The organism is Streptococcus sp. GMD4S, from assembly GCF_000296955.1.
Window position 1 is genome coordinate 1 of the sequence record NZ_AJRE01000033.1, and the last position, 19,138, is coordinate 19,138.

At 42.5% G+C, this 19,138-nt stretch carries 18 protein-coding genes; all 18 read right to left on the reverse strand.

Annotated features, from left to right (window positions below; genetic code table 11):
- Positions 1-1,682: anaerobic ribonucleoside-triphosphate reductase (nrdD, locus tag GMD4S_RS02625; protein ID WP_008289088.1), on the reverse strand; the 1,682-nt coding region annotated here is incomplete at its 3' end.
- A gap of 120 nt (positions 1,683-1,802) precedes the next feature.
- Positions 1,803-3,320 carry a hypothetical protein gene (locus tag GMD4S_RS02630; RefSeq protein ID WP_001103711.1) on the reverse strand — a complete coding sequence of 506 codons (1,518 nt, stop codon included), beginning with the start codon at positions 3,318-3,320 and terminating at the stop codon, positions 1,803-1,805.
- Positions 3,321-3,355: 35 nt separating this feature from the next.
- Positions 3,356-3,499, reverse strand: a complete 144-nt coding sequence (locus GMD4S_RS13485) for a hypothetical protein (protein ID WP_000933184.1) — start codon at positions 3,497-3,499, stop codon at positions 3,356-3,358.
- A gap of 75 nt (positions 3,500-3,574) precedes the next feature.
- Positions 3,575-5,107: a cardiolipin synthase gene (gene cls, locus GMD4S_RS02635; protein ID WP_000126977.1), complete on the reverse strand. Its 1,533-nt coding sequence runs from the start codon at positions 5,105-5,107 to the stop codon at positions 3,575-3,577.
- A 135-nt stretch (positions 5,108-5,242) separates the two neighbouring features.
- Positions 5,243-6,187, reverse strand: a complete 945-nt coding sequence (locus GMD4S_RS02640; RefSeq protein ID WP_000141197.1) for a 3-oxoacyl-[acyl-carrier-protein] synthase III C-terminal domain-containing protein — start codon at positions 6,185-6,187, stop codon at positions 5,243-5,245.
- Positions 6,188-6,201: 14 nt separating this feature from the next.
- A complete protein-coding gene (locus GMD4S_RS02645) occupies positions 6,202-7,464 on the reverse strand; it encodes a F390 synthetase-related protein (protein WP_000724365.1) in 1,263 nt (420 codons plus the stop codon).
- On the reverse strand, positions 7,442-8,257 hold the full coding sequence (locus GMD4S_RS02650; protein ID WP_000034634.1) for an MBL fold metallo-hydrolase: 816 nt from the start codon (positions 8,255-8,257) through the stop codon (positions 7,442-7,444). The genes GMD4S_RS02645 and GMD4S_RS02650 overlap by 23 nt, the downstream gene beginning before the upstream one ends.
- Positions 8,232-9,212 carry an NAD-dependent epimerase/dehydratase family protein gene (locus GMD4S_RS02655; protein WP_000757307.1) on the reverse strand — a complete coding sequence of 327 codons (981 nt, stop codon included), beginning with the start codon at positions 9,210-9,212 and terminating at the stop codon, positions 8,232-8,234. The genes GMD4S_RS02650 and GMD4S_RS02655 overlap by 26 nt, the downstream gene beginning before the upstream one ends.
- 3 nt (positions 9,213-9,215) lie before the next feature.
- Complete coding sequence (locus GMD4S_RS02660; protein ID WP_001226466.1) at positions 9,216-10,484, reverse strand: glycosyltransferase; 1,269 nt, start codon at positions 10,482-10,484, stop codon at positions 9,216-9,218.
- Between the two features lie 104 nt (positions 10,485-10,588).
- Complete coding sequence (locus tag GMD4S_RS02665) at positions 10,589-11,740, reverse strand: iron-containing alcohol dehydrogenase (RefSeq protein ID WP_000190390.1); 1,152 nt, start codon at positions 11,738-11,740, stop codon at positions 10,589-10,591.
- Between the two features lie 184 nt (positions 11,741-11,924).
- Positions 11,925-12,380 (reverse strand): SP_0198 family lipoprotein, encoded by a 456-nt coding sequence (locus GMD4S_RS02670; RefSeq protein ID WP_000853130.1) that lies wholly within the window; start codon positions 12,378-12,380, stop codon positions 11,925-11,927.
- Between the two features lie 90 nt (positions 12,381-12,470).
- On the reverse strand, positions 12,471-13,721 hold the full coding sequence (locus GMD4S_RS02675; protein WP_000464360.1) for a bifunctional folylpolyglutamate synthase/dihydrofolate synthase: 1,251 nt from the start codon (positions 13,719-13,721) through the stop codon (positions 12,471-12,473).
- Between the two features lie 310 nt (positions 13,722-14,031).
- Complete coding sequence (locus GMD4S_RS02680; protein ID WP_000017624.1) at positions 14,032-14,337, reverse strand: DUF1292 domain-containing protein; 306 nt, start codon at positions 14,335-14,337, stop codon at positions 14,032-14,034.
- 15 nt (positions 14,338-14,352) lie between these two features.
- Complete coding sequence (ruvX, locus tag GMD4S_RS02685; protein ID WP_002876031.1) at positions 14,353-14,772, reverse strand: Holliday junction resolvase RuvX; 420 nt, start codon at positions 14,770-14,772, stop codon at positions 14,353-14,355.
- Positions 14,773-14,775: 3 nt separating this feature from the next.
- A complete protein-coding gene (locus tag GMD4S_RS02690) occupies positions 14,776-15,042 on the reverse strand; it encodes an IreB family regulatory phosphoprotein (protein ID WP_000507059.1) in 267 nt (88 codons plus the stop codon).
- 86 nt (positions 15,043-15,128) lie between these two features.
- Positions 15,129-15,698, reverse strand: coding sequence for an SP0191 family lipoprotein (locus GMD4S_RS02695; protein ID WP_000734687.1), 570 nt, complete (start codon positions 15,696-15,698; stop codon positions 15,129-15,131).
- Positions 15,699-15,764: 66 nt separating this feature from the next.
- A complete protein-coding gene (gene spx, locus GMD4S_RS02700; RefSeq protein ID WP_000591165.1) occupies positions 15,765-16,163 on the reverse strand; it encodes a transcriptional regulator Spx in 399 nt (132 codons plus the stop codon).
- A gap of 134 nt (positions 16,164-16,297) precedes the next feature.
- Entirely contained in the window at positions 16,298-18,958 is a 2,661-nt protein-coding gene (gene mgtA / locus GMD4S_RS02705) for a magnesium-translocating P-type ATPase (RefSeq protein WP_000858853.1), read from the reverse strand.
- Between the last annotated feature and the right edge of the window lie 180 nt (positions 18,959-19,138).

Consider the following 19,138-nt stretch of genomic DNA (forward strand, 5'->3'; position numbering starts at 1 on the left):
TCGGATGGTGTTGAGTAGATAGAGAAATGGTAATCATATTGATCTGACCACTCTTCCACACGTCGTTTCATATCACGAATGATGTCAAGCGTGAATTCCTTGGCTTCAGGATTGCTTTCCCAGCTATTACCAAAGAAGACCGTCGCCACTTCATACAAACCGATGTAGCCCAGCGAAACTGTCGCACGGCGATTCTTAAAGAGCTGATCAACACTTTCTTCTTTTCCGAGACGGCGACCGAAGGCTCCGTACTGATAGAGGATAGGGGCATTCGCTGGTGTTGCTTCCTTGGTCCGTTCAACACGGTAAACCAGAGCATCTTCTGCGATGTTCATACGTTCGTTGAAGATTTCCCAAAACTTATTCAGATCCCCTTCAGACTCGAGGGCGATACGAGGCAAATTGACCGTCACAACACCTAGATTCATCCGACCTGAATTGACCTCGACACCATTCTCATCTTTCCATCCTTGGAGGAAGGAGCGACAACCCATAGGAACCTTGAAAGAACCAGTCAGTTCGATAATCTTATCATAGGACAAAACATCTGGGTACATCCGCTTGGTTGCACACTCGAGGGCCAACTGTTTGATGTCGTAGTTAGGTGAACCTTCCTCTAAGTTAAGTCCTCTTTTAAGCGTAAAGATGAGTTTAGGGAAGATGGCTGTGCGGTGTTCTGAACCAAGCCCCTTGATACGAATGGTCAAGATAGCTTTTTGAATTTCCCGTTCAAAACGACTAGTTCCTAGACCAAAACCGAGCGAAGTAAAAGGTGTTTGTCCATTTGAAGTGAAGAGAGTGTTGATTTCATACTCAAGAGATTGCATGGCATCGTAGATGTCCTTTTGGGTTTTCTTCCAAGCGTAATCTTCACGTTTCTCGGGCAAGACCCACTCTTCCGCATCCTTGAGGTGCTTTTGGTAATTCTTCTCTGCATAAGGCGCCAAGACTTCATCAATACGGTCAGCTGAGCAGCCCCCGTACTGGCTAGAAGCAACGTTGGCGATGATTTGTGAAATTTGAGCTGTCGCAGTCTGGATAGACTTGGGACTCTCTACCTCTGCATTTCCAATCTTAAAACCATTTTCCAACATGCCTTTAAAATCAATCAAACAGCAGTTGGTCATCGGAGTGTAGGGGCTGTAGTCCAAGTCATGATAGTGGATATCCCCTTTTTGGTGAGCATTAGCTACGTGCTTAGGAAGCATTTGCAGCCCGATTGATTTCCCAACAATCCCTGCTGTCAAATCACGCTGAGTATTAAAGACATCACTGTCTTTATTGGCATTTTCATTGACAACTGCTTGATCTTTATTGAGCAGTTTATGGATACTAAAGTTTATATCTGTCGCTTTTGAGCGCTCAAAATCCCTTTGTGTCCGATAAGTGATATACTCCTCAGCCAGCGCATACTCTTTGGCTTCAAGGAGTTCATGTTCTACGACATTTTGAATTTCGTAAATCTTGACACCTTGAGGGAAGCGACTGTGAATTTCAGTCACGATTCTTTCAACTAGACCATTTAGGCGTTTTTCTACTAGAGGCGTAACGTCCATAACCTTTTCCGCCGCCTTGTGGAGAGCCTTGTCAATCTTGTCTACATCAAACACCACACGTCTACCATCTCGTTTTTCAACGAACAAGGTGGGAACGGTTGCAAGCTTTTCTTCTAATACAATCATATCCATGCTCTTTTCTAAAATGTTGTTCTATGAAGTATTATACCACTCTAAAAATAAAAATCAATATCTTGTGTTAAAAATCCTAAAAATTTTAAAATTCCACAAGATATTGATTTTTTGTTATTTGGATTTATAAAGTTTGAACTCGCTAGTATCTGTCTGAACAAGCTCATAGTTTTCACTGAGCCAGCTCTCTACATCTGACCACAAGGCAACTTTTTGATTGACCACAATCATCTTCGGTTGATTCTCTTTCAGATCATTCATCAGTTTAGTTTTATTTTCATCGCTTGCAGTATAGAGTGTTGGAGTTGATAGAGAAGTTGGCGCCAAGCGCTCACTGGTACGGTAGAAATCAGGACGATCATCCCAAGCATAGACACGATCCTCAGAACTCGTTTGTTGTTTAACCACGCTAGCAAGACGGTCTCTCTCCTGATAAGTCGCTGGGTGCGAAAGGTAGCGACTCACGATAGGAAGAACAATAAGGTAGGCAAGGGCAATCAGTGGTAGATAGAAATTTCCTTTAAGGAAAGAAGTTTGTTTCTCACGTCTTCTTCTACGACGACCGCCTCCATCCGAAACATCTTCCTTGATTCCTGTCAGAAGGAGCAAGACCAAGAAAGGAATTAGCACCACAAGACGAGTACCGTTGATAGGTTCTTTGGAGAGAATCAAGATTCCCAAAGAAACCAACAATCCCAAGCTAGCAGCAATTGAGAGGGCATATTGCTTGGCTGGTTTTGACTGGAACAAGCCTGTAAAGAGCAAGACAAGGGAACCTAATCCAATAGCAAGCAAACCGTAGAAGGCTGCATTTTCAAGCAAATGCGAATTTGAAAAGAGGCTAAGAGTATTTACCGGATACAAGGTCTGGCTAATGGCATCTCCAAAACTACCTGTCCACACTGTATAGTAGCCTAAAGGATAGAATAAGAGTGAAAATCCTAGGGCTGACGCAAAGAACTGATATAAGCCATGAACAAAGTGACCTTTAGCTAGATTATAGCCGATGATGCCCAAGGCCAGTACAGCCGCAAACAAGACGGTTGGGATTGGCGCAAGGAAGAAAGCGAGAGCAAGGCTCATCCCCACTCGTACAAATCCTTTATCATCCTTTGGAAAAGCTAGATAATTTGTAACGATACTCAATGAATAAAATAGGAAAGGCAGGGCTAGCAAGAGAGCATAACCGCCACCAAAAGCGAGGCCCGCTACAAGCAAGTATAGAATAAAGACAACTCGCTTCGCTTCATTTTCTTGGCCGACAAGAGTATCCGCAGCCTTAAAAAGAAAAACACCTGCTCCAAACAAAGCCAACCACTCAACCAAAGCAATCAGAATACTGCCTTGAAAAAGGTAGGTTAGCACATAATAGAGCAATCCCTCCGTCCCAAAATAATCTGTATACATTTGACCATTTTGATGCAAGGCCCAACCGGTATAAAGATCCTGGGTTTGTTGCGGACTGATTAAACCAAAAATAAAAGGCAGGGCAACCGAAATGGCTGTGGCCACTAAACTCCAAAGCAAAATACTAAAAAAGGGAATGGGAGCTCCTTCTCGTTTTTCTGGCACTGACCAGTCTTGGTAATGAGATTCTTCTTGTTTCTCATCTATTTTCCCGTATACGTTCATTCAATTTCTCCTCTAAGTTTATCTGTTTTAGTATATCAAAATCTTACAGGAATGTCAGCTTGGGATTGATATTTGCTGAATTTCTTATCCAATAGCGCAAAGCGTTCGATTTCACGAAAACGGTGGAATCGACTGTTTCTATACTCTCTGATAAAATCATCATCTTCTAGATTAAGCATGGTTTTCTCCTTTACTTATCTATTCGTAAGAAGACAAAAATAAGATCCAGCCTTGGGCTAGATCTTGATGGATAGTTAGAGCATAGGTGCAAACAACTGGACAATTTCCTTGATTAGGCTTTGATACCAGCTTGTTTTGATAGTGTGAGGATAAATTTCTTGAGAAACTTTAAAAATCTCTTCGAAGTCCCTTTCAATATCGATGATGGACTGCGTTCTATAAAGTAAGACGGCATTTTCATAGTGGTGGAGCAAGCTACGATAGTCAAAATTGATGGTCCCCACAGTAGCTGCCTCTCCATCGACAAGCATTTGCTTGCTATGAAGGAATCCCGGACTGTACTCATAAATACGAACCCCCGCAGATAACAAGTCTGGATAGGCTCCTCGAGTAACTAACTGAATAACCTTCTTATCTGGGATACACGGTGTCACAATTCGCACATCTACCCCTCTCAGAGCTGCATTTTTGATACTTTCAGTTAGATCGTAGTCAGCAATCAGATAGGGAGTCGTGATATAGACGTAATCTGTAGCTTGATTGATAAGATTTTGGTAAACCGTTTTTCCAACTTGAGCTCTGTAGATGGGTTTTGGCCCACTACTATAGGGAATACAGAGCCCCATCCCATCTTTGGGCTGATTTTCGAGATGGTATTGGTCAAAATCACTAATCTCTCCACGGTTGATATACCAGGCAGATAAAAAGAGTCTGGTAAAAGCTTTAACTGCCGGTCCATCCAGACGAATACCGCTATCCTTCCAATAACCAAAGCGTTCGATATGGTTGATATACTCGTCTGCTAGATTGACACCACCTGTATAGGCAATCTGCCCATCGATAACCATGATTTTACGGTGATCACGGTTGTTATAAGCAACAGTCAAGCGTGGAATCACCTTGTTAAATTTATAGGCTTCAATCCCTCGGCTACGAAGCTGGATGGTATAATCCCCAGGCAAGGTTGCCATACATCCAATATCGTCGTAGAGGAGCTTAACTTCTACTCCTTGAGCAGCCTTTTCTTCCAAAATCTCTAAAATACTGTTCCACATCAAGCCTTCTTCGATGATATAGTACTCAAGAAAGATAAATTTCTCCGCTTTCCTGAGATCCTCTAGCATCTGATGCCACATGCTTTCACCAGATGCAAAAAATCGTGTATCCGTTCGATCATAGACATCGGCATTCGTGTCCATGCTGAGGAGAGATTTGATAACGCCATAAGCCGACTTGTCTTGCTCTTTTAACTCCAAACGGAGAGCTCTGCTATTGTCCTCTCGATCAACCATTGATTGGAGCTGCTTTAGCTGCTTCATTTCTTTTTTAGATAAACGACGCTCTCCAAACATGATATAGAGTAAGGGACCAAACACTGGCACAAAGGCTACTAATAGCCATGTTACCTTACTCTCAGGATTCATAGATCGATTAACAATCGATACAATAGTCGCTAAGCTCACTAAAATGACTAGGATAATCCAGACAATTGGAGCCATTTGCCCAAGATAGAGAAATAAACCAAAGACGATAAACAACTCTGCCAACATGATGGTAATACTAAAACCATATTTTGACATGAGTAGCTGCATTTTTCTAGCTGTCATACATCCCCTTCCTTTTCTAACATTCTCCTTAACTGCTTGATAAATTAATGTTTCTACTAGTATACCTCAGTTCAGGGGTAGATGGCAACCTTTTACCTTTGCTCAAGTTCCAGTCGTTCCGTGTTTAGATGATTATTACAATTTCAAAGCCAACATATTGACCGTCATACCAGCTGCAGTCCCCATAAGGTAGACGACATCTCCCTCCTTGATAAGTCCATGCTCCAAAGAATAAGCCAAGCCAAACGGTACAGAGACTGACACCATATTTCCATAGTCAGTGACGAGATTGAGGTACTGATCCTCAGCCACACCTAGTTTTTCCATGACCAAAGGAAGAGCACGACTTGCTTGGTGAGGAATGATATAGTCCACGTCTGCCAAGGCTAGCTGTGTTTTTTCTTGAAACTCTTCAAACATGACTGGGATTTTACGAGCAGACAAGAGGAGGATTTTCTTCCCCTTCATGTCAAACATATAGTTGGTCTTCGTCGCTTCAGAGTACTCTTTTGGTTGAAAAGAAGTCAGACCTCCACGAATCTCCGTATCGTGAGCCCCTTCTGACCAAGTACGTTGGAGACTAGCAATGACCCCTTTTTCCTGATGACTTTTTTGGAAAATAAAGGCTGCTGCCCCATCACTAAAGAGTTCAAAACTTTCTTTCTGCTTGGGATTGAGCCCTAAACTACCAACCTCACTAGACACAATCAAGACACGATTGTATTCGCCCGCCTCGATCAAGTGGGACATAGTCGATAGAGCAGAAATAAAGCTGGTACAGGTCGTATTGATATCCATAGCTGGAATAGAGAGTCCTTTTGCCACGCGCTCATGAATCAAGGCAGCAGTACAAGGAATAGGCTGAACTCCAACTGCACTAGCTGATACAAGGCAATCGATATCTTTAATATCTAAATTTGCATGTTCAAGCGCACGCTGAATCGCTACCTCTGCCAAGTCGAGTTGCGTTTCTTCATTTTCAACTACACGATAACGGGTCTGGTCTTTGAATTGGACGGTATGCTTGGGAAGGCAAACACCATAACCTGCGATTTCTACATGTCTTTTTACTTCTGTCATTGTCTTTTATCCTTTCATAAACGTTGGATTCGTTTGAGTTTACGGCTAGTATCCCAGTGATAATCTGAAAATTGGATTTGAGGAACTATGAACTCTTTTTGCTGGGCCAAGAGTTGGAACTGTGCTAAAATTGCTGTCTCTACGTCCTCATCTCGTCGGCTTAAACAAACTTCCACTAATTTCTCGGAATGTTGCTTAACTTGGTAATCTCCTACATTCTCCACAAAGAGGATGCAACGCCTGATAAAGTCTGGATAGATGGTTACCTGTCCCCCATTCTGCCCTTCAAAGTAGAAGATATCATCAGAGCGTCCTTCGACCTTGTCAATCCGTGTATAGTAGGAGCCACAGGGACAAGGCTCCGGATTTTCAACCAAGATATCATTGAGCTGGTAGCGATAAACAGGCTGACTACTTCGCTTAAAGTCCGTAATCACTGGATAAAAACGGCGGTCATCTAGATACTGCTTTTCCACAAAGATAATGTCTTCGTTGAGATGTAGATTTCCAGCTGAGCAAGTGCAGGCTAGGAAACCTTCTGTCGCCTGATAAACTTGGTCAATGATGGATAGTGAAAAGGCTTCTGCGATCCGTCCCCTATCACTATCTTCCAAGATTTCCGCCACCGAAACGATTTTTTGTGGGTGAATAGCTAACTCTCCATCCTTGAGACGCTTGCTCAATTCAATCAACATCGAGGCTGGCGCCACAATAATCGTTGGTTGATAGTTGTTGAGTCGCTCGATATGCTCATCTGTATGTTTGAAAATATCAAAATACTCTAGACGAATGAGCGCCGTATTGATGGTCTGATAGAGTTCATTATCAGCTCTCAGGAAAAAGGCGATGCGGTGTCCAAAAAGCTGACCCTTGGGCAACATCTTTGCCAAGATAGCTGCAGCCCACATACTTCGCTCTTTCTCTGTTGTGATAAAGAGCCCCCGATGTCCAGACGTCCCTGAAGACAGACCGACGGCTACTTCCCCTTTAAGTTCAGTGAAGTCACGGGTCTTCTCACTTTCAATAGCTAAGGATAAGGCTTCATCTCTATCCACTCCTTGGGTGTTGAGCTCATTAAAATGTTCCATCATAAAAGCCTTGTCCATATGGTCAAAGTTGCTAGGAATCCCATTTTTAAAGTAGGGAGACTCTCGCTTTAAAAAGTCCATATAGTTGGCTAATTGCTTTTTCTGATAGTTTTCTACAGCTTCTCGAGATTTGAAATGATGAAGCCAACGAGTTTGGATAAAGGTTTTAAGAAAGGTTATTTTTTTCATGTAAGATTGACTCTATCCTTTCTACAGGATCATGACTAACAACTACCTCAATACCGGCCTTTAAGACTTCCTCCAGAAACTCTGTCCCCCTGATATAGTCGGCCCTATTATCCTGGACCAAGGAAGGAATCAGGTGCATCTGCTTGGTGTAAGGTAAGAGGTCAATTCCCCAACAGAGGTCCGCTGCAATGAGGAGATTAAGGTCTGGAAAATATAGACAGGCTTGCCCCCTAGCATGCCCGTCAACAGAGGCTACTAGGATACTGCCATCTCCGAAAAGATCACAAATCGGACGATAGGGAAAAGTTGAAACTTGCTGGTCAGCTCTGATAATGGTTAGATTTTTCTCAAAAGAAGCTGGTAAAAACTCCTTGAAAATCAGGTCTTTCAACTTGGGTTTTTGGTAGACTTCATATACTTCTTTTGTCAAGATAAAGGTTGCACGAGGAAAGAAACTAGCTCCTCCCAGATGATCTGGATGTAGGTGTGATAGAAGAACATAGTTAATTTCTTCTGGTTTGATTCCCTTCGCTTCCAGCAAACGTGAAATCTGGTCCTTCTCCGTCATTTGAACGGGCGTTCCTAGCCGATAGAAACCATAGCGAAGCCGGGTCTTAATATCGTAATGATAGCCTGTGTCATAGAGGAGATAGCCCTTGTCCCTGTGTTTGATAAGAAAAACACCTGCTGGAAAGGTCATCTTTTGATTCTTAACTCCCTTAAATAGCAAACCTGTGTAGCTGGTACAATAGCCTGCTGGGAAATAATCAATGCTTTCGATAATCTTGGACATATTGTTCAATCCCTTCCGAAATACTGATCTGAGGGCGATAACCCAAGTCTCGCTCCGCCTTGCTGATGTCCAGCGTCTGACTATAACGGAGCAGATAATAGGTATAGCGTGTCAGTGGCGGTTCACCTTTGAGTTTTAATACCTTATACAGAAACTCTAAACTACTGGCAATAACTGAAAGAAGAGGAGCTGGCACTTTTCTGTATGTTATTGGATAACCCAACCCTCTCAAGGTTTCTTCTATCAAATCCTTAAAGGCTCTTGGTTCCCCATTGGTAATATTATAAACTTCGCCACTAGCTTGAGGGGCCTCTAGTGCCAAGCGAATTGCCAGAGCGACATTTTCCACACAGGTCATATCCATGAGCTGACGACCATCCCCTATCAAGGGAATGCCAATCTTCTGACTGAGTTTGAGAACTCGGGGCAAAATACTGGTATCCCCAATCCCAAAAAGCCCACGAGGTCGTAAGATAATACTCGGAACATCGGGATAGTCCTTAAACAGCTTCTCCGAAGCCAGCTTACTACGAATGTAGTTGTTCAGATTATTTTCCTGAGGCGCAGCACTTTCTTTGATAGCTAACTGATCTCGAGGCGCAGCATAGATGCTAGGCGAGGACACATAAACCAAACGCAGAATATCAGCCTCTCGGCAAGCATCCAGAACATACTTGGTCCCTAAGACATTTGTCTGGTAGAAATCCTCCCAAGGCCCCCAAACGGTAGAAAGAGCACCCGCATGCACAACCATGTCCATCCCCTGACAAACCCGAGCCAAGTCCTCTTGCTTGGTCAAATCTCCCTGAAAAAATGCCACAGAGGAGTTTTCTAAAGACTGACCCACATTGCGATTGCGTCCAAAAGCGCGTACCTGATAGCCCTGCTGACTAAGCTCTTCAACAACATACTTGCCTAGAAAGCCCGTAGCACCTGTCACCAATACTTTCTTCATTTTTTACTTCTCCTTGTCCCCTAAGAGCCGATGTATTTCGCTCTTCAGAATCTCTGTTGGCTGATAGATTTGAGCTGCACGACTAAGTCTGTTCAAGTCTGGCCAGTCATCTCTAGCCAACAACTCATCAAAGGCACGTCCAATCGCTTCCGTATCCTCTCGTTTAGCAGTCAAGGCAATCCCTGCCTCTAATCCACGAACTGCATAGTCATACTGATCATAGTCATGGGGGAGAATCAAGGCAGGCTTACCATAGATGATACACTGGTAAAAAATACCCGCACCACCATGATGAATCACATAATCCATCTGAGGAATGTACTCCTTATAGGGAAGATAGGATACCACAGAAACATTGTCCATGAGCTCTTCACATTGGAAGTCTTGTCCGCCAAACCCCAGAGTCACAAAGAAGTGGCAATCTGGATGTGCTTCTGCCAATTGTTGTGTCTGATAGAGGAGATTGTCTTTAGCCCATGCTAGCTGAGTGCCACAGGAGACAAGGACCTTCTTATAACCTGCATAAGGAGACAAATCGAGTGGATAATTTTCTGCCCTCTCAATCGAAGAGCCAAAAGGTCCCACCCAAAGGTAGTGCTCTGGAAAACCGCTTTTCAGCTCCAACTCTTTCATCCCAATTCCCAAGATGGAATAGGGTGAATAGATGGTTTCCTGACCTTTCTGATTGTAGAGCCTAAAATCGTAACGTTTCAATCGTTCTCTCAATAAAAAGCTTACGATTCGTTTCCCTAAACGAGTCCCTTTTCTTCCTAGCCATTGCAGACCAGATTGGAAAGATGTTTTTGGACTGCCCATTCCTCCAAAGAAACAAGGCGGTCCATCTGTCGTTTCAATGGCAAACTGTGTCGCCATCGTGGTAATCCAGGGAATGTTCAACTGTTCCGCAACAAGTCCTCCAGAGAGGGTTATAAAGTCCGCAATCACAATATCCGGTCTATTTTCCTGCCACTCTTGCACTAATTGATCTGAAACCACATTGATCAAATCAAGACTAGCTGACAACTGTCGATAAGCAGAAAACAGGTTTAATTGACCTTCATTGTTGGCTACACGCTCAAACTCATCTACACAATTTTCTAAAATGGGAATCACCCGGAATCCCATCTCCTCTGCTACAGTTTTTCGTTGCGGTCCTGTAAATAATCGAATCTCATACAAGGGATCCTTCAACAAGGGGGCAAGTAAATTCAGTGTTGGGAAGAGATGCCCACTCAAGGGAACTACAACCACATCAATTTTGATTTTTCTCATATGTCTAGGATAGCAAATTTTTAAAAAAAGAACTACCAAAATGATAGTTCTTTCCAATATTATTTATATTTTGAGGAACAAGTCCCGTCTACTCTACTTGATTTTTAGAAGAGTTCTTTGTAGAGAGCAATGGTTTCTTCTAAAGTTGGCATAAATGGATTGCCTGGCGCACATGCATCAATCAAAGCATTCTTAGAAAGGTAGTCAAAGTCAAAGTCTTTTTCTTGGATACCGAGTTCAGTGAGTTTCTTCGGAATACCAACAGTTTCAGAAAGTTTCTCAATCTCAGCGATAGCATAGTCAGCGCATTCTTGGTCTGTTTTCCCCTCCACATGGAGTCCCAAAGCCTTGGCTACATTGCGGAATGCTTCTGGTACACGCTTGGCATTTTCACGTTCTACAACTGGGAGAAGCATGGCACAGCAGACACCATGTGGCAAGTTATATACCGCACCGAGTTGGTGAGCCATAGAATGAACATAACCCAAACCAGCATTGTTAAAGCTCATACCACCGAGGAAGATGGCATTGACCATACCCTCACGCGCTTCAATATCTTGGCCATTTGCCACAGCACGAGGAAGATACTCCTTGATGAGTTCAATCGCTCCGATAGAAAGTTTCTTGGTCACATTATAAGCACCTGGTGTTACCAAGGCTTCGACAGCGTGAGTAAGAGCATCCATACCTGTCGCTGCTGTCAATCCTTTCGGCTTTGAAAGCATGAGTTCTGGATCATTGACAGAGATAAGGGCAAGGCTATTCTTATCAACCATTACCATCTTGACCTTGCGCTCTTCGTCAGTAATAACATAGTTAATGGTGATTTCTGCAGAAGTTCCAGCTGTTGTATTGATCGCAACCACTGGCAAGCCTTTTTTAGCAGACTTGTGGAGACCTTCGTAGTCCTGTGGTTTGCCACCATTTGTAGCAATGATAGAGATACAACTAGCCGCATCCTGAGGAGATCCTCCCCCAAGACTGATGATGAAGTCACATCCATGCTCTTTCAGGACAGCCACTCCGTCTGTGACGTTCTTGCAAGTCGGATTTGGCTCCACATCGCTAAAGATTACATATTCGATCCCTTCAGCATCTAACGGTTTTAGGACTTTGGGTAAAATATCACTACCTTCGATGAACTTATCTGTCACCAAAAGGGCCTTCTTATACCCCAGTTCCTTGATATACGGACCTACTTCATTTACAACACCTTTACCAATAAGGTTAACTGCCGGAACGTAAAATGTAGCCATATGCTTTTCCTCCTGCGCCTTTGCGCTATTTGATTATTTACTATAAGTATACGACCTTATAAGAAGTTTTACAAATATTTGTAAGCGTTTTAAGTAAAAAGTTAGTAAAGAACAGCCAGCCACTTTTTCAAGAAAAAAGCTCCAAAAAGATGGATTTCATCTCATTGGAACTTTTACTTAATCATTATTGCTTAGTTAATACCACTCGGTCAGATGTCTCTCGGTCCATATCGTCGATAATCAATTGATTACCATTAACCGTGTAAATTTTGACATCATCACCGATAATGACACGTTGATTTTCTGGTTCAAAGCTGACTTGCTTGATTTCCTTATCTCCATCTGGCTCGACCTCAGTCCATGTACCAGTTTTACCTGTTACAACAAGAGTGATTTGGTCATTCTCATCTTTTCCAGTATAGGTACCATCGATATTCGTAGGTTGAGCTACAGTAGTGTCCTGACTTGAGGACGCCTGTGGTTGACTAGCACTTGTCGCAGCGCTAGAAGATGATTCTTGTTGAGAAGATGATTGCTGAGCAGATTGCTGGGTAGGGGCTTGTGCCTTAGGTCCACAAGCTGCTAAAAGACTAAGAATTGCTAGGGAAGCAATAGAAAGTGTGAATGTTTTCGTTTTCATAGCGATTTCCTTTCTTTTGTGCCAATGTTTTGCTGGAATCGTTTCCAGATATACCTCCTACCTCAAGTATAACAACTTAAGCCTAGAAGGTCAACTAATCCCATCGCTTCCTTGCAAACTCGCTCGGACTTCCGAGATAAAGTAGAGCGAGCCCGTCACGAAAAGCAAGTCCTGATCTTTGGCCTTTTCTTCAAATTCTCTGATAAAACCGCCATAGGAAGAAATCAAATCGTAACCCGCCACATCCTTTTCATCCAGAGAGCCTTGGTAGTCAAAGCCTGTTACCTTAAGTTCCACCTCAGGCAACTGCTTAGATAGATAGCCTAACATCCCCTGATAATCCTTGCGTTTAAGTGCTCCAAAAAGGATGCGAACCTGGTAACCTTGCTGGATTTTCCCTTGGATAAACTCGACTAGACGAGTCAAGGCTGGCAGATTGTGAGCCCCATCTAGGTAGATTTGTGGACGAATCCGTTCCAATCGACCTGCCCAATGTGTCTCCTTCAAAGCCCGTCTGACAAACTCTTCTTCGACCCTTTCACCTCTTGACGCCATAAACAGAAGAAAAGTTTCTAAAGCCAAGGCGGCATTTTCTTGCTGATAAGCACCTTCTAAACCGATTTCAAGCTGTGAAAAGTTTGCTAGCTTACTTGAAAAATCCCCAGCATTCAAGGTGAAGTCTCGCCCAGCTTGATAAAGTTCGACAGCTAACTCTCTCGCTTTACTTTGACAGACAAGCTCCGCTTCTGGAGTAAGCTTGGCAATGACTGCCTTCTTGCCAGCCTTGAAAATACCAGCTTTCTGCTCGGCTATTTCCTCCAGACTATCGCCCAAGGTCTCCTGATGATCTAGCCCAATCGAAGCAATAACTGCAATCTCTCCTGTTACGACATTAGTGGTATCAAGCAAACCACCAATCCCCACTTCTAGCAGAACCAGATCCACTCCCTGCTCTTTAAAGTAAAGCAAAGCAATCAGAGTCAGTAATTCAAAAAAGGACAACTGGTCATAGGTTTGCAAAAGCGTCTTTTCCATCTCATTGACCTGCTCCGCCAAACGGATAAAATCTGCATCAGCAATCGGTTGCCCATTAATACAGATTCGATCATGGATACTGACGATATGAGGAGAGGTGAAAGTACCAACTTTTTTACCATGAGCAACAAACAACTCCCTCATGAAGGCAATAGTTGACCCTTTACCGTTAGTACCTGTTACGTGGATAATAGGATAAGTCTTCTCAGGATTCCCCAGCAAATCCACAGCTCGCTGCATTCGTCCAAGTCCAGATCTAAAGTTTAAACCAATCCGACTATGCAGCCATTTTTCTACTTCAAACATACATGTCTCCTTAACAAAAGTCCAATCAACTACCGCATCAAAGTATGATTACAAATAAAAAACGAGGTCGGGACTAAAATCCCGACCTCTTACCTGGTTAGCTAATCACTAGCTACTATGAATTTCAACGTGAGCTAAAAACATCCACTGGATGTTCCAACTCTTTCTAGTTTCTAGGAGTTGGGGTGATACAGTCTCCCAGACATACCAGTTCTCTCTTATTTTAAGGAACTGGGCTAAAAACGTTCCCCGGACGTTCCAACTCTCTCCAATTTCTGGGAGTTGGGCTGATACAGTCTCCCAGACTGTATCACTCCTCCATAAAGCTGTTGAAGACTTCTTCAATCATGTTCCATTCGTCTTCTGAGTCTTCTGGAATTGGTTGCAATTCGCCTTCTGTTCCGTCTTCATTTTCGATGAATGAGTAAGCTTGAATTTCAACTTCACCATTTTCATCTTCTTCTGCATTAACTGGCACTAGCAGAACATAGTTTTTACCAAATTCTTCTTTCCCGTCGATGGTCAAAAGAATTTCAAACAAGGTTTCATTTCCTTGCTCATCTACTAGTGTAATCAATTCACGTTCTTCGTGGTCATGGTTGTGATCGTGTGACATAGTTTCTCCTCTGTCTTAAAATTTTCTATCTAAATAATTTTGCAAAATCAGCTGAGCAGCCAACTTATCAATAACTTTCTTGCGTTTGTTACGGCTGATATCTGCTTGTTCAATCAACATACGCTCCGCAGCGACCGTTGTCAAACGCTCATCCTGATAGTCTACTGGCAAACCAAAGAGTTCTTCTAGCTTGGCACCATAGGCTTGACTGGCTTCTACTCGCGGACCACTGGTATTGTTCATGTTCTTTGGCAAACCTACTACAAAGCGTTCTACCTTATAGCTGTCAACCAATTCCTTGATGCGGTCAAAACCAAACTGGCCCTGGTCCTCATTAATCTGGATGATTTCAAGTCCCTGAGCGGTGAAACCGAGCGGATCGCTAATAGCCACCCCTACTGTTTTTGAACCGACGTCCAATCCCATAATTCTCATAGATTATAGATCGACTCCTTGTCCTTTTAGGTAGTAGCGTACCAATTCTTCAACAATTTCATCACGCTCATACTTACGGATTTGATTTCGTGCATTGTTATAACGAGGAACGTAGGCAGGGTCTCCACTCAATACATAACCGACGATCTGGTTAATCGGATTGTAGCCCTTGTCATTCAAAGAAGCATAAACATCTGTCAATGTTTCGCTAATTTCTTTCTTATTGGAATCATCCAATTTAAACCGTACAGTTTCTTCAGTAAATCCCATTCTAACACCCTCTTTCCTTAGAATAGTACTATTATAGCACATTCCCTGACGTTCTACAAATAAGTCAGTCTATTAATTTGGATTTTCTATTGTTCTGTCGCCCCATTTGCCACTCTATCTGCAATATATTGGCTAGGTTCGTTTTTTAAGAGATTTTCAAGGCCGATATTTTTTAAATATTCCAGCTGAGATGCCTTTTTGACATCCAATACTTGAAAATCATAAGTCGTTGTCGTCTGGATTTCTGTCTCGCTGAGTAGCTTGGTTTCCAGTTTGAATCCTGCTAGTTTGCGTGCCTCTTGGATGGTCTCATCCTTTTCTTCCGCTTCTAGAAGCGCTTTTTGCGTCTCCTCTAGGCCATTTTCAGAGATAAAGGTCTTGAGTTCATCCCCGACAGGTCGTTTTTGCTGGATGGTCAAGGTCAAAAACTGATTGCCTTTATAAGTAATGGTCTGAATCTGCTGCGTTCCATTTTCTGACTTCGGCATCAGCAAGGTCTTGGTGACAACCGTATTCTTTTCGGCATTGTCCAAAACGGGAAGGTTGGATTGGAGAGGTTCAGATGCTGTTGTAGAAGCAGCAGGGGTTTCCTTTTTTTGCCCACATCCCGCAAGCAAAAAGAGGAGAGCAAAACTAGCAATTAGTAACTTTTTCATAATTCCTCACATGATTTTAAAACAAAAGAGCAAACAAGGCTAGGAGTCACTCCCAGCCTTGATGTTTTATAGAGCTGCACGTAGACGTGCTTCTGCATTTTCTACATTACGGACAGAGCGTGGCAAGAAGGCACGGATATCATCTTCTTTATAGCCGACTTGTAGGCGCTTCTCATCAACGAGAATCGGACTCTTTAAGATCCGTGGTGTTTCCATGATTAAGTTGAGCACTTCATTGACACTCAAATCCTCGATGTCAACTCCAAGTGCCTTAGCGTAGCGGTTTTTTGACGAAACGATACTGGCAATTCCATTATCTGTTTTCGTGAGAATATCTAATAACTCTTCTCTTGTAATTCCTTCTTTACCGAGATTTTGTTCTTTATAACTTAACTGGTGGGCATTGAGCCAGGTTTTCGCTTTTTTACAGCTAGTACAACTTGAGACTGTATAAATTTTGATCATGTACCTACCCCTTTCGCTACATGTTACTATCAGTTTAGTCTATTATACCATAAAAAACATCCGACTTGCGACCTATTTTTAAAAAAAATTAACTTTTTTCGCGATTTTCGTACTTTTTTCTTGACAAAATCAATTTATAACCAACTTTTAAATTTTTTGATATACAATCGTTTTACAACTGTAACACTTATCATATAGAGAACGATAATCAAAAGCAAAAAGAGGAAATAAATTGGTTCCAAAGGGGTTAAATGAAGCAGGCTAGCAATTGAAGAGTAGGGAAGTAAGGTCACAAAACTAGCTGCTAGCAAGGTTGTTCCAAGAACAAACCATGATGGACGACTTTGTAAGAAAGGAAGTTTTGCTGAACGAAGCATATGGATAACCATGGTTTGGGACCACATGGATTCAATGAACCAACCTGTCTGGAACAAGATGATAAAGCCCGTTGCAGACTCTGCTCCGTGAGCATAAGCTTGACCTGTCGCCATTGGAACAATGACAAAATAGAGCAAGATAAAGGTCAAAATATCAAAGGCAGAAGAAATCGGACCCATCCAAATCATAAAACGAGTAATAGACTTAGCTTCCCACTTATGGGGATGCTTCAAAAAGTCTTCATCTACATTATCAAATGGCAAGGCAATGCAAGAAAGGTCGTAGACGAGGTTTAACACAATCAAGTGAATCGGAGCCATAGGAAGGAAAGGTAAAAAGATACCAGACACTAAAAGAGAGAAAATGTTCCCGAAATTAGAGCTGACCGTCATCTTGATATATTTGGTCATATTAGCGTAGACCTTACGCCCTTCAACCAGCCCTTTTTCAAGCACCATCAAATCCTTATCTAGCAAAATGACATCAGCCGTTTCTTTGGCAATATCTACTGCTGTATCAACAGAAATCCCCACATCAGCCACTTTCATAGAAGGGGCATCATTGATCCCATCTCCCATATAGCCGACACAATGTCCATTCGATTTGATTTGTAAAATGATTCGTGCTTTTTGATCCGGAGAGAGTTTGGCAAAGACAGTCACTTTCTCAACTGCTTGGGCCAATTCTTCGTCCGTCATGGCATCAATATCAGAACCCAACAAGATTTGATCAACGTCTAAACCAACTTTTTCGCAAACTGCTTGGGTTACCTTTTCATTGTCACCCGTCAAGATCTTTGTTTGAACACCGTGTTCTAACAAAGCTTGGATAGCAGGTGCTGCTGATGGTTTTGGTGGATCTAGAAAGGCAAGATATCCTGTTAGAATCATCTCTTTTTCATCTTCAACGGAGTAAGCAAAACCTTCCTTTAAGCCTGTTTTATAAGCGACTCCCAAGACTCGCAATCCCTGTTGATTAAGTTGATCTACTTCTTTTAAGATTTCCGCTCGGATATCATCCGTCAGAGGGCTAATCTGACCTTGATATTCCACATGGGTTGAAATCGCAAGCATTTCCTCTAGAGCACCCTTGGTTACCAAACTAACAACTTCGTTCTCATCCTTGACGATGACACTCATCCGTCTGCGTTCAAAATCAAAGGGTAATTCATCTATTTTTTGGAAGCTAGTATCCAAATTTTGTAGAATAGCGTGTTCTTTAGCTTCTTTTTCAGTTCTACTGATAATGGCACGGTCCATCAAGTTTTTCAAACCGGTTTGAAAATAGGAATTGAGGTAGGCACGTCTCAACACAGACAAATCCAAATCTCCATGTATATCCAAAGGATATTCAAGGACAATTTCGTCTTGGGTAAGGGTTCCGGTTTTATCTGTGCATAGGATATCAATAGCACCTAGGTCCTGTATGGCATTGAGTTTTTTGATGACCACTTTTTCCTTGGCCATGATAATAGAACCCTTTGCTAGACTGGCTGTGATGATCATAGGAAGCATCTCAGGTGTCAAACCAACACCAACACTCAGTGCAAATACGCCAGCTTCCAGCCAGTCTCCATCCGTCAAGCCATTGGAGAGAAAGACGATGGGAACCATGACCAGCATCAAACGGATTAAGAGCCAAGAGATACTGTTCATCTCCCGTTCAAAAGAGGTCGGTTCGTCATAGGTATTGAGAGTCTGCTCGATTTCTCCCATCATGGTGTCATCACCGACCGCTAGAATCAAAGCCTTGGCGCTTCCTGATATCACATTGGTTCCCATAAAAGCGAGCGCTTCTGCTTCTAGCAGACTATCAAAATTTGACTGACTCATTTTTGACAAGGCTAGTTTTTCAACCGAGTCACTTTCACCTGTCAAACCAGACTGTTGAACAAAGAAATCACGTGATTCAATCAAAAGGAGGTCTGCTGGTATCATATCCCCAGCACTTAATTTGACTATATCTCCAACGACCAAATCTTCAATTGCAACCTCTAAACTCTGGCCTTCACGAATAACTGTGGCTGTGTTCACAATCATTTTTGATAGATTGGTCGCAGCCTTGTCACTACGCAGTTCTTGGACAAAGCGTATACCACCAGAGATTAGAACGAGAACAACGATGATGATAGAGGTCGTCGGATCTTCTTGTCCAGGCTTCGCCAGCCAGACATTGGTCACCATGGAAATCATAGCGATGACCAGCAGGATGATTGTAAATGGATTGATGATGGATTCGTAAATCTTTTTGAGGATACTGTCTTCTTGACCCTTGGTGATGGTATTTTCGCCATATAGGTCACGATTTTTCTCCACCTGCTCCTCAGTCAAGCCTGTTAGACTTGTCTTATAAAAAGATAGAGTTTCGTTTAAGGGTGTGTGAATAGCTGTTGCTAATCTTTCTTTTGTAGTTTTCATTGGTTTCTCCTATCTGTATGAATGATGTGTTTCATACACAGAGACTAATCACTTTATAAGGGCAGAACGACACAAATCAGCGATTGGCTGTGTATGTGCGGTTCTGGATGATCGTCAATTTGCATCGTTTTTCTCCTTTCTTTTTCTTAAAACAGTAGAAAATCCCACCATAAAATGGCA

Coding starts and splice junctions, on each gene's coding strand:
- GMD4S_RS02630 (WP_001103711.1), bottom strand. CDS start 3,320: ATGAACGTATACGGGAAAATAGATGAGAAACAAGAAGAATCTCATTAC.
- ruvX (WP_002876031.1), bottom strand. CDS start 14,772: ATGAGAATTATGGGATTGGACGTCGGTTCAAAAACAGTAGGGGTGGCT.
- cls (WP_000126977.1), bottom strand. CDS start 5,107: ATGACAGCTAGAAAAATGCAGCTACTCATGTCAAAATATGGTTTTAGT.
- GMD4S_RS02645 (WP_000724365.1), bottom strand. CDS start 7,464: ATGAAAAAAATAACCTTTCTTAAAACCTTTATCCAAACTCGTTGGCTT.
- GMD4S_RS02695 (WP_000734687.1), bottom strand. CDS start 15,698: ATGAAAAAGTTACTAATTGCTAGTTTTGCTCTCCTCTTTTTGCTTGCG.
- GMD4S_RS02665 (WP_000190390.1), bottom strand. CDS start 11,740: ATGGCTACATTTTACGTTCCGGCAGTTAACCTTATTGGTAAAGGTGTT.
- GMD4S_RS02660 (WP_001226466.1), bottom strand. CDS start 10,484: ATGAGAAAAATCAAAATTGATGTGGTTGTAGTTCCCTTGAGTGGGCAT.
- GMD4S_RS02655 (WP_000757307.1), bottom strand. CDS start 9,212: ATGAAGAAAGTATTGGTGACAGGTGCTACGGGCTTTCTAGGCAAGTAT.
- mgtA (WP_000858853.1), bottom strand. CDS start 18,958: ATGAAAACTACAAAAGAAAGATTAGCAACAGCTATTCACACACCCTTA.
- GMD4S_RS02640 (WP_000141197.1), bottom strand. CDS start 6,187: ATGACAGAAGTAAAAAGACATGTAGAAATCGCAGGTTATGGTGTTTGC.
- GMD4S_RS13485 (WP_000933184.1), bottom strand. CDS start 3,499: ATGCTTAATCTAGAAGATGATGATTTTATCAGAGAGTATAGAAACAGT.
- GMD4S_RS02680 (WP_000017624.1), bottom strand. CDS start 14,337: ATGTCACACGATCACAACCATGACCACGAAGAACGTGAATTGATTACA.
- GMD4S_RS02650 (WP_000034634.1), bottom strand. CDS start 8,257: ATGTCCAAGATTATCGAAAGCATTGATTATTTCCCAGCAGGCTATTGT.
- GMD4S_RS02690 (WP_000507059.1), bottom strand. CDS start 15,042: ATGGGATTTACTGAAGAAACTGTACGGTTTAAATTGGATGATTCCAAT.
- spx (WP_000591165.1), bottom strand. CDS start 16,163: ATGATCAAAATTTATACAGTCTCAAGTTGTACTAGCTGTAAAAAAGCG.
- GMD4S_RS02670 (WP_000853130.1), bottom strand. CDS start 12,380: ATGAAAACGAAAACATTCACACTTTCTATTGCTTCCCTAGCAATTCTT.
- GMD4S_RS02675 (WP_000464360.1), bottom strand. CDS start 13,721: ATGTTTGAAGTAGAAAAATGGCTGCATAGTCGGATTGGTTTAAACTTT.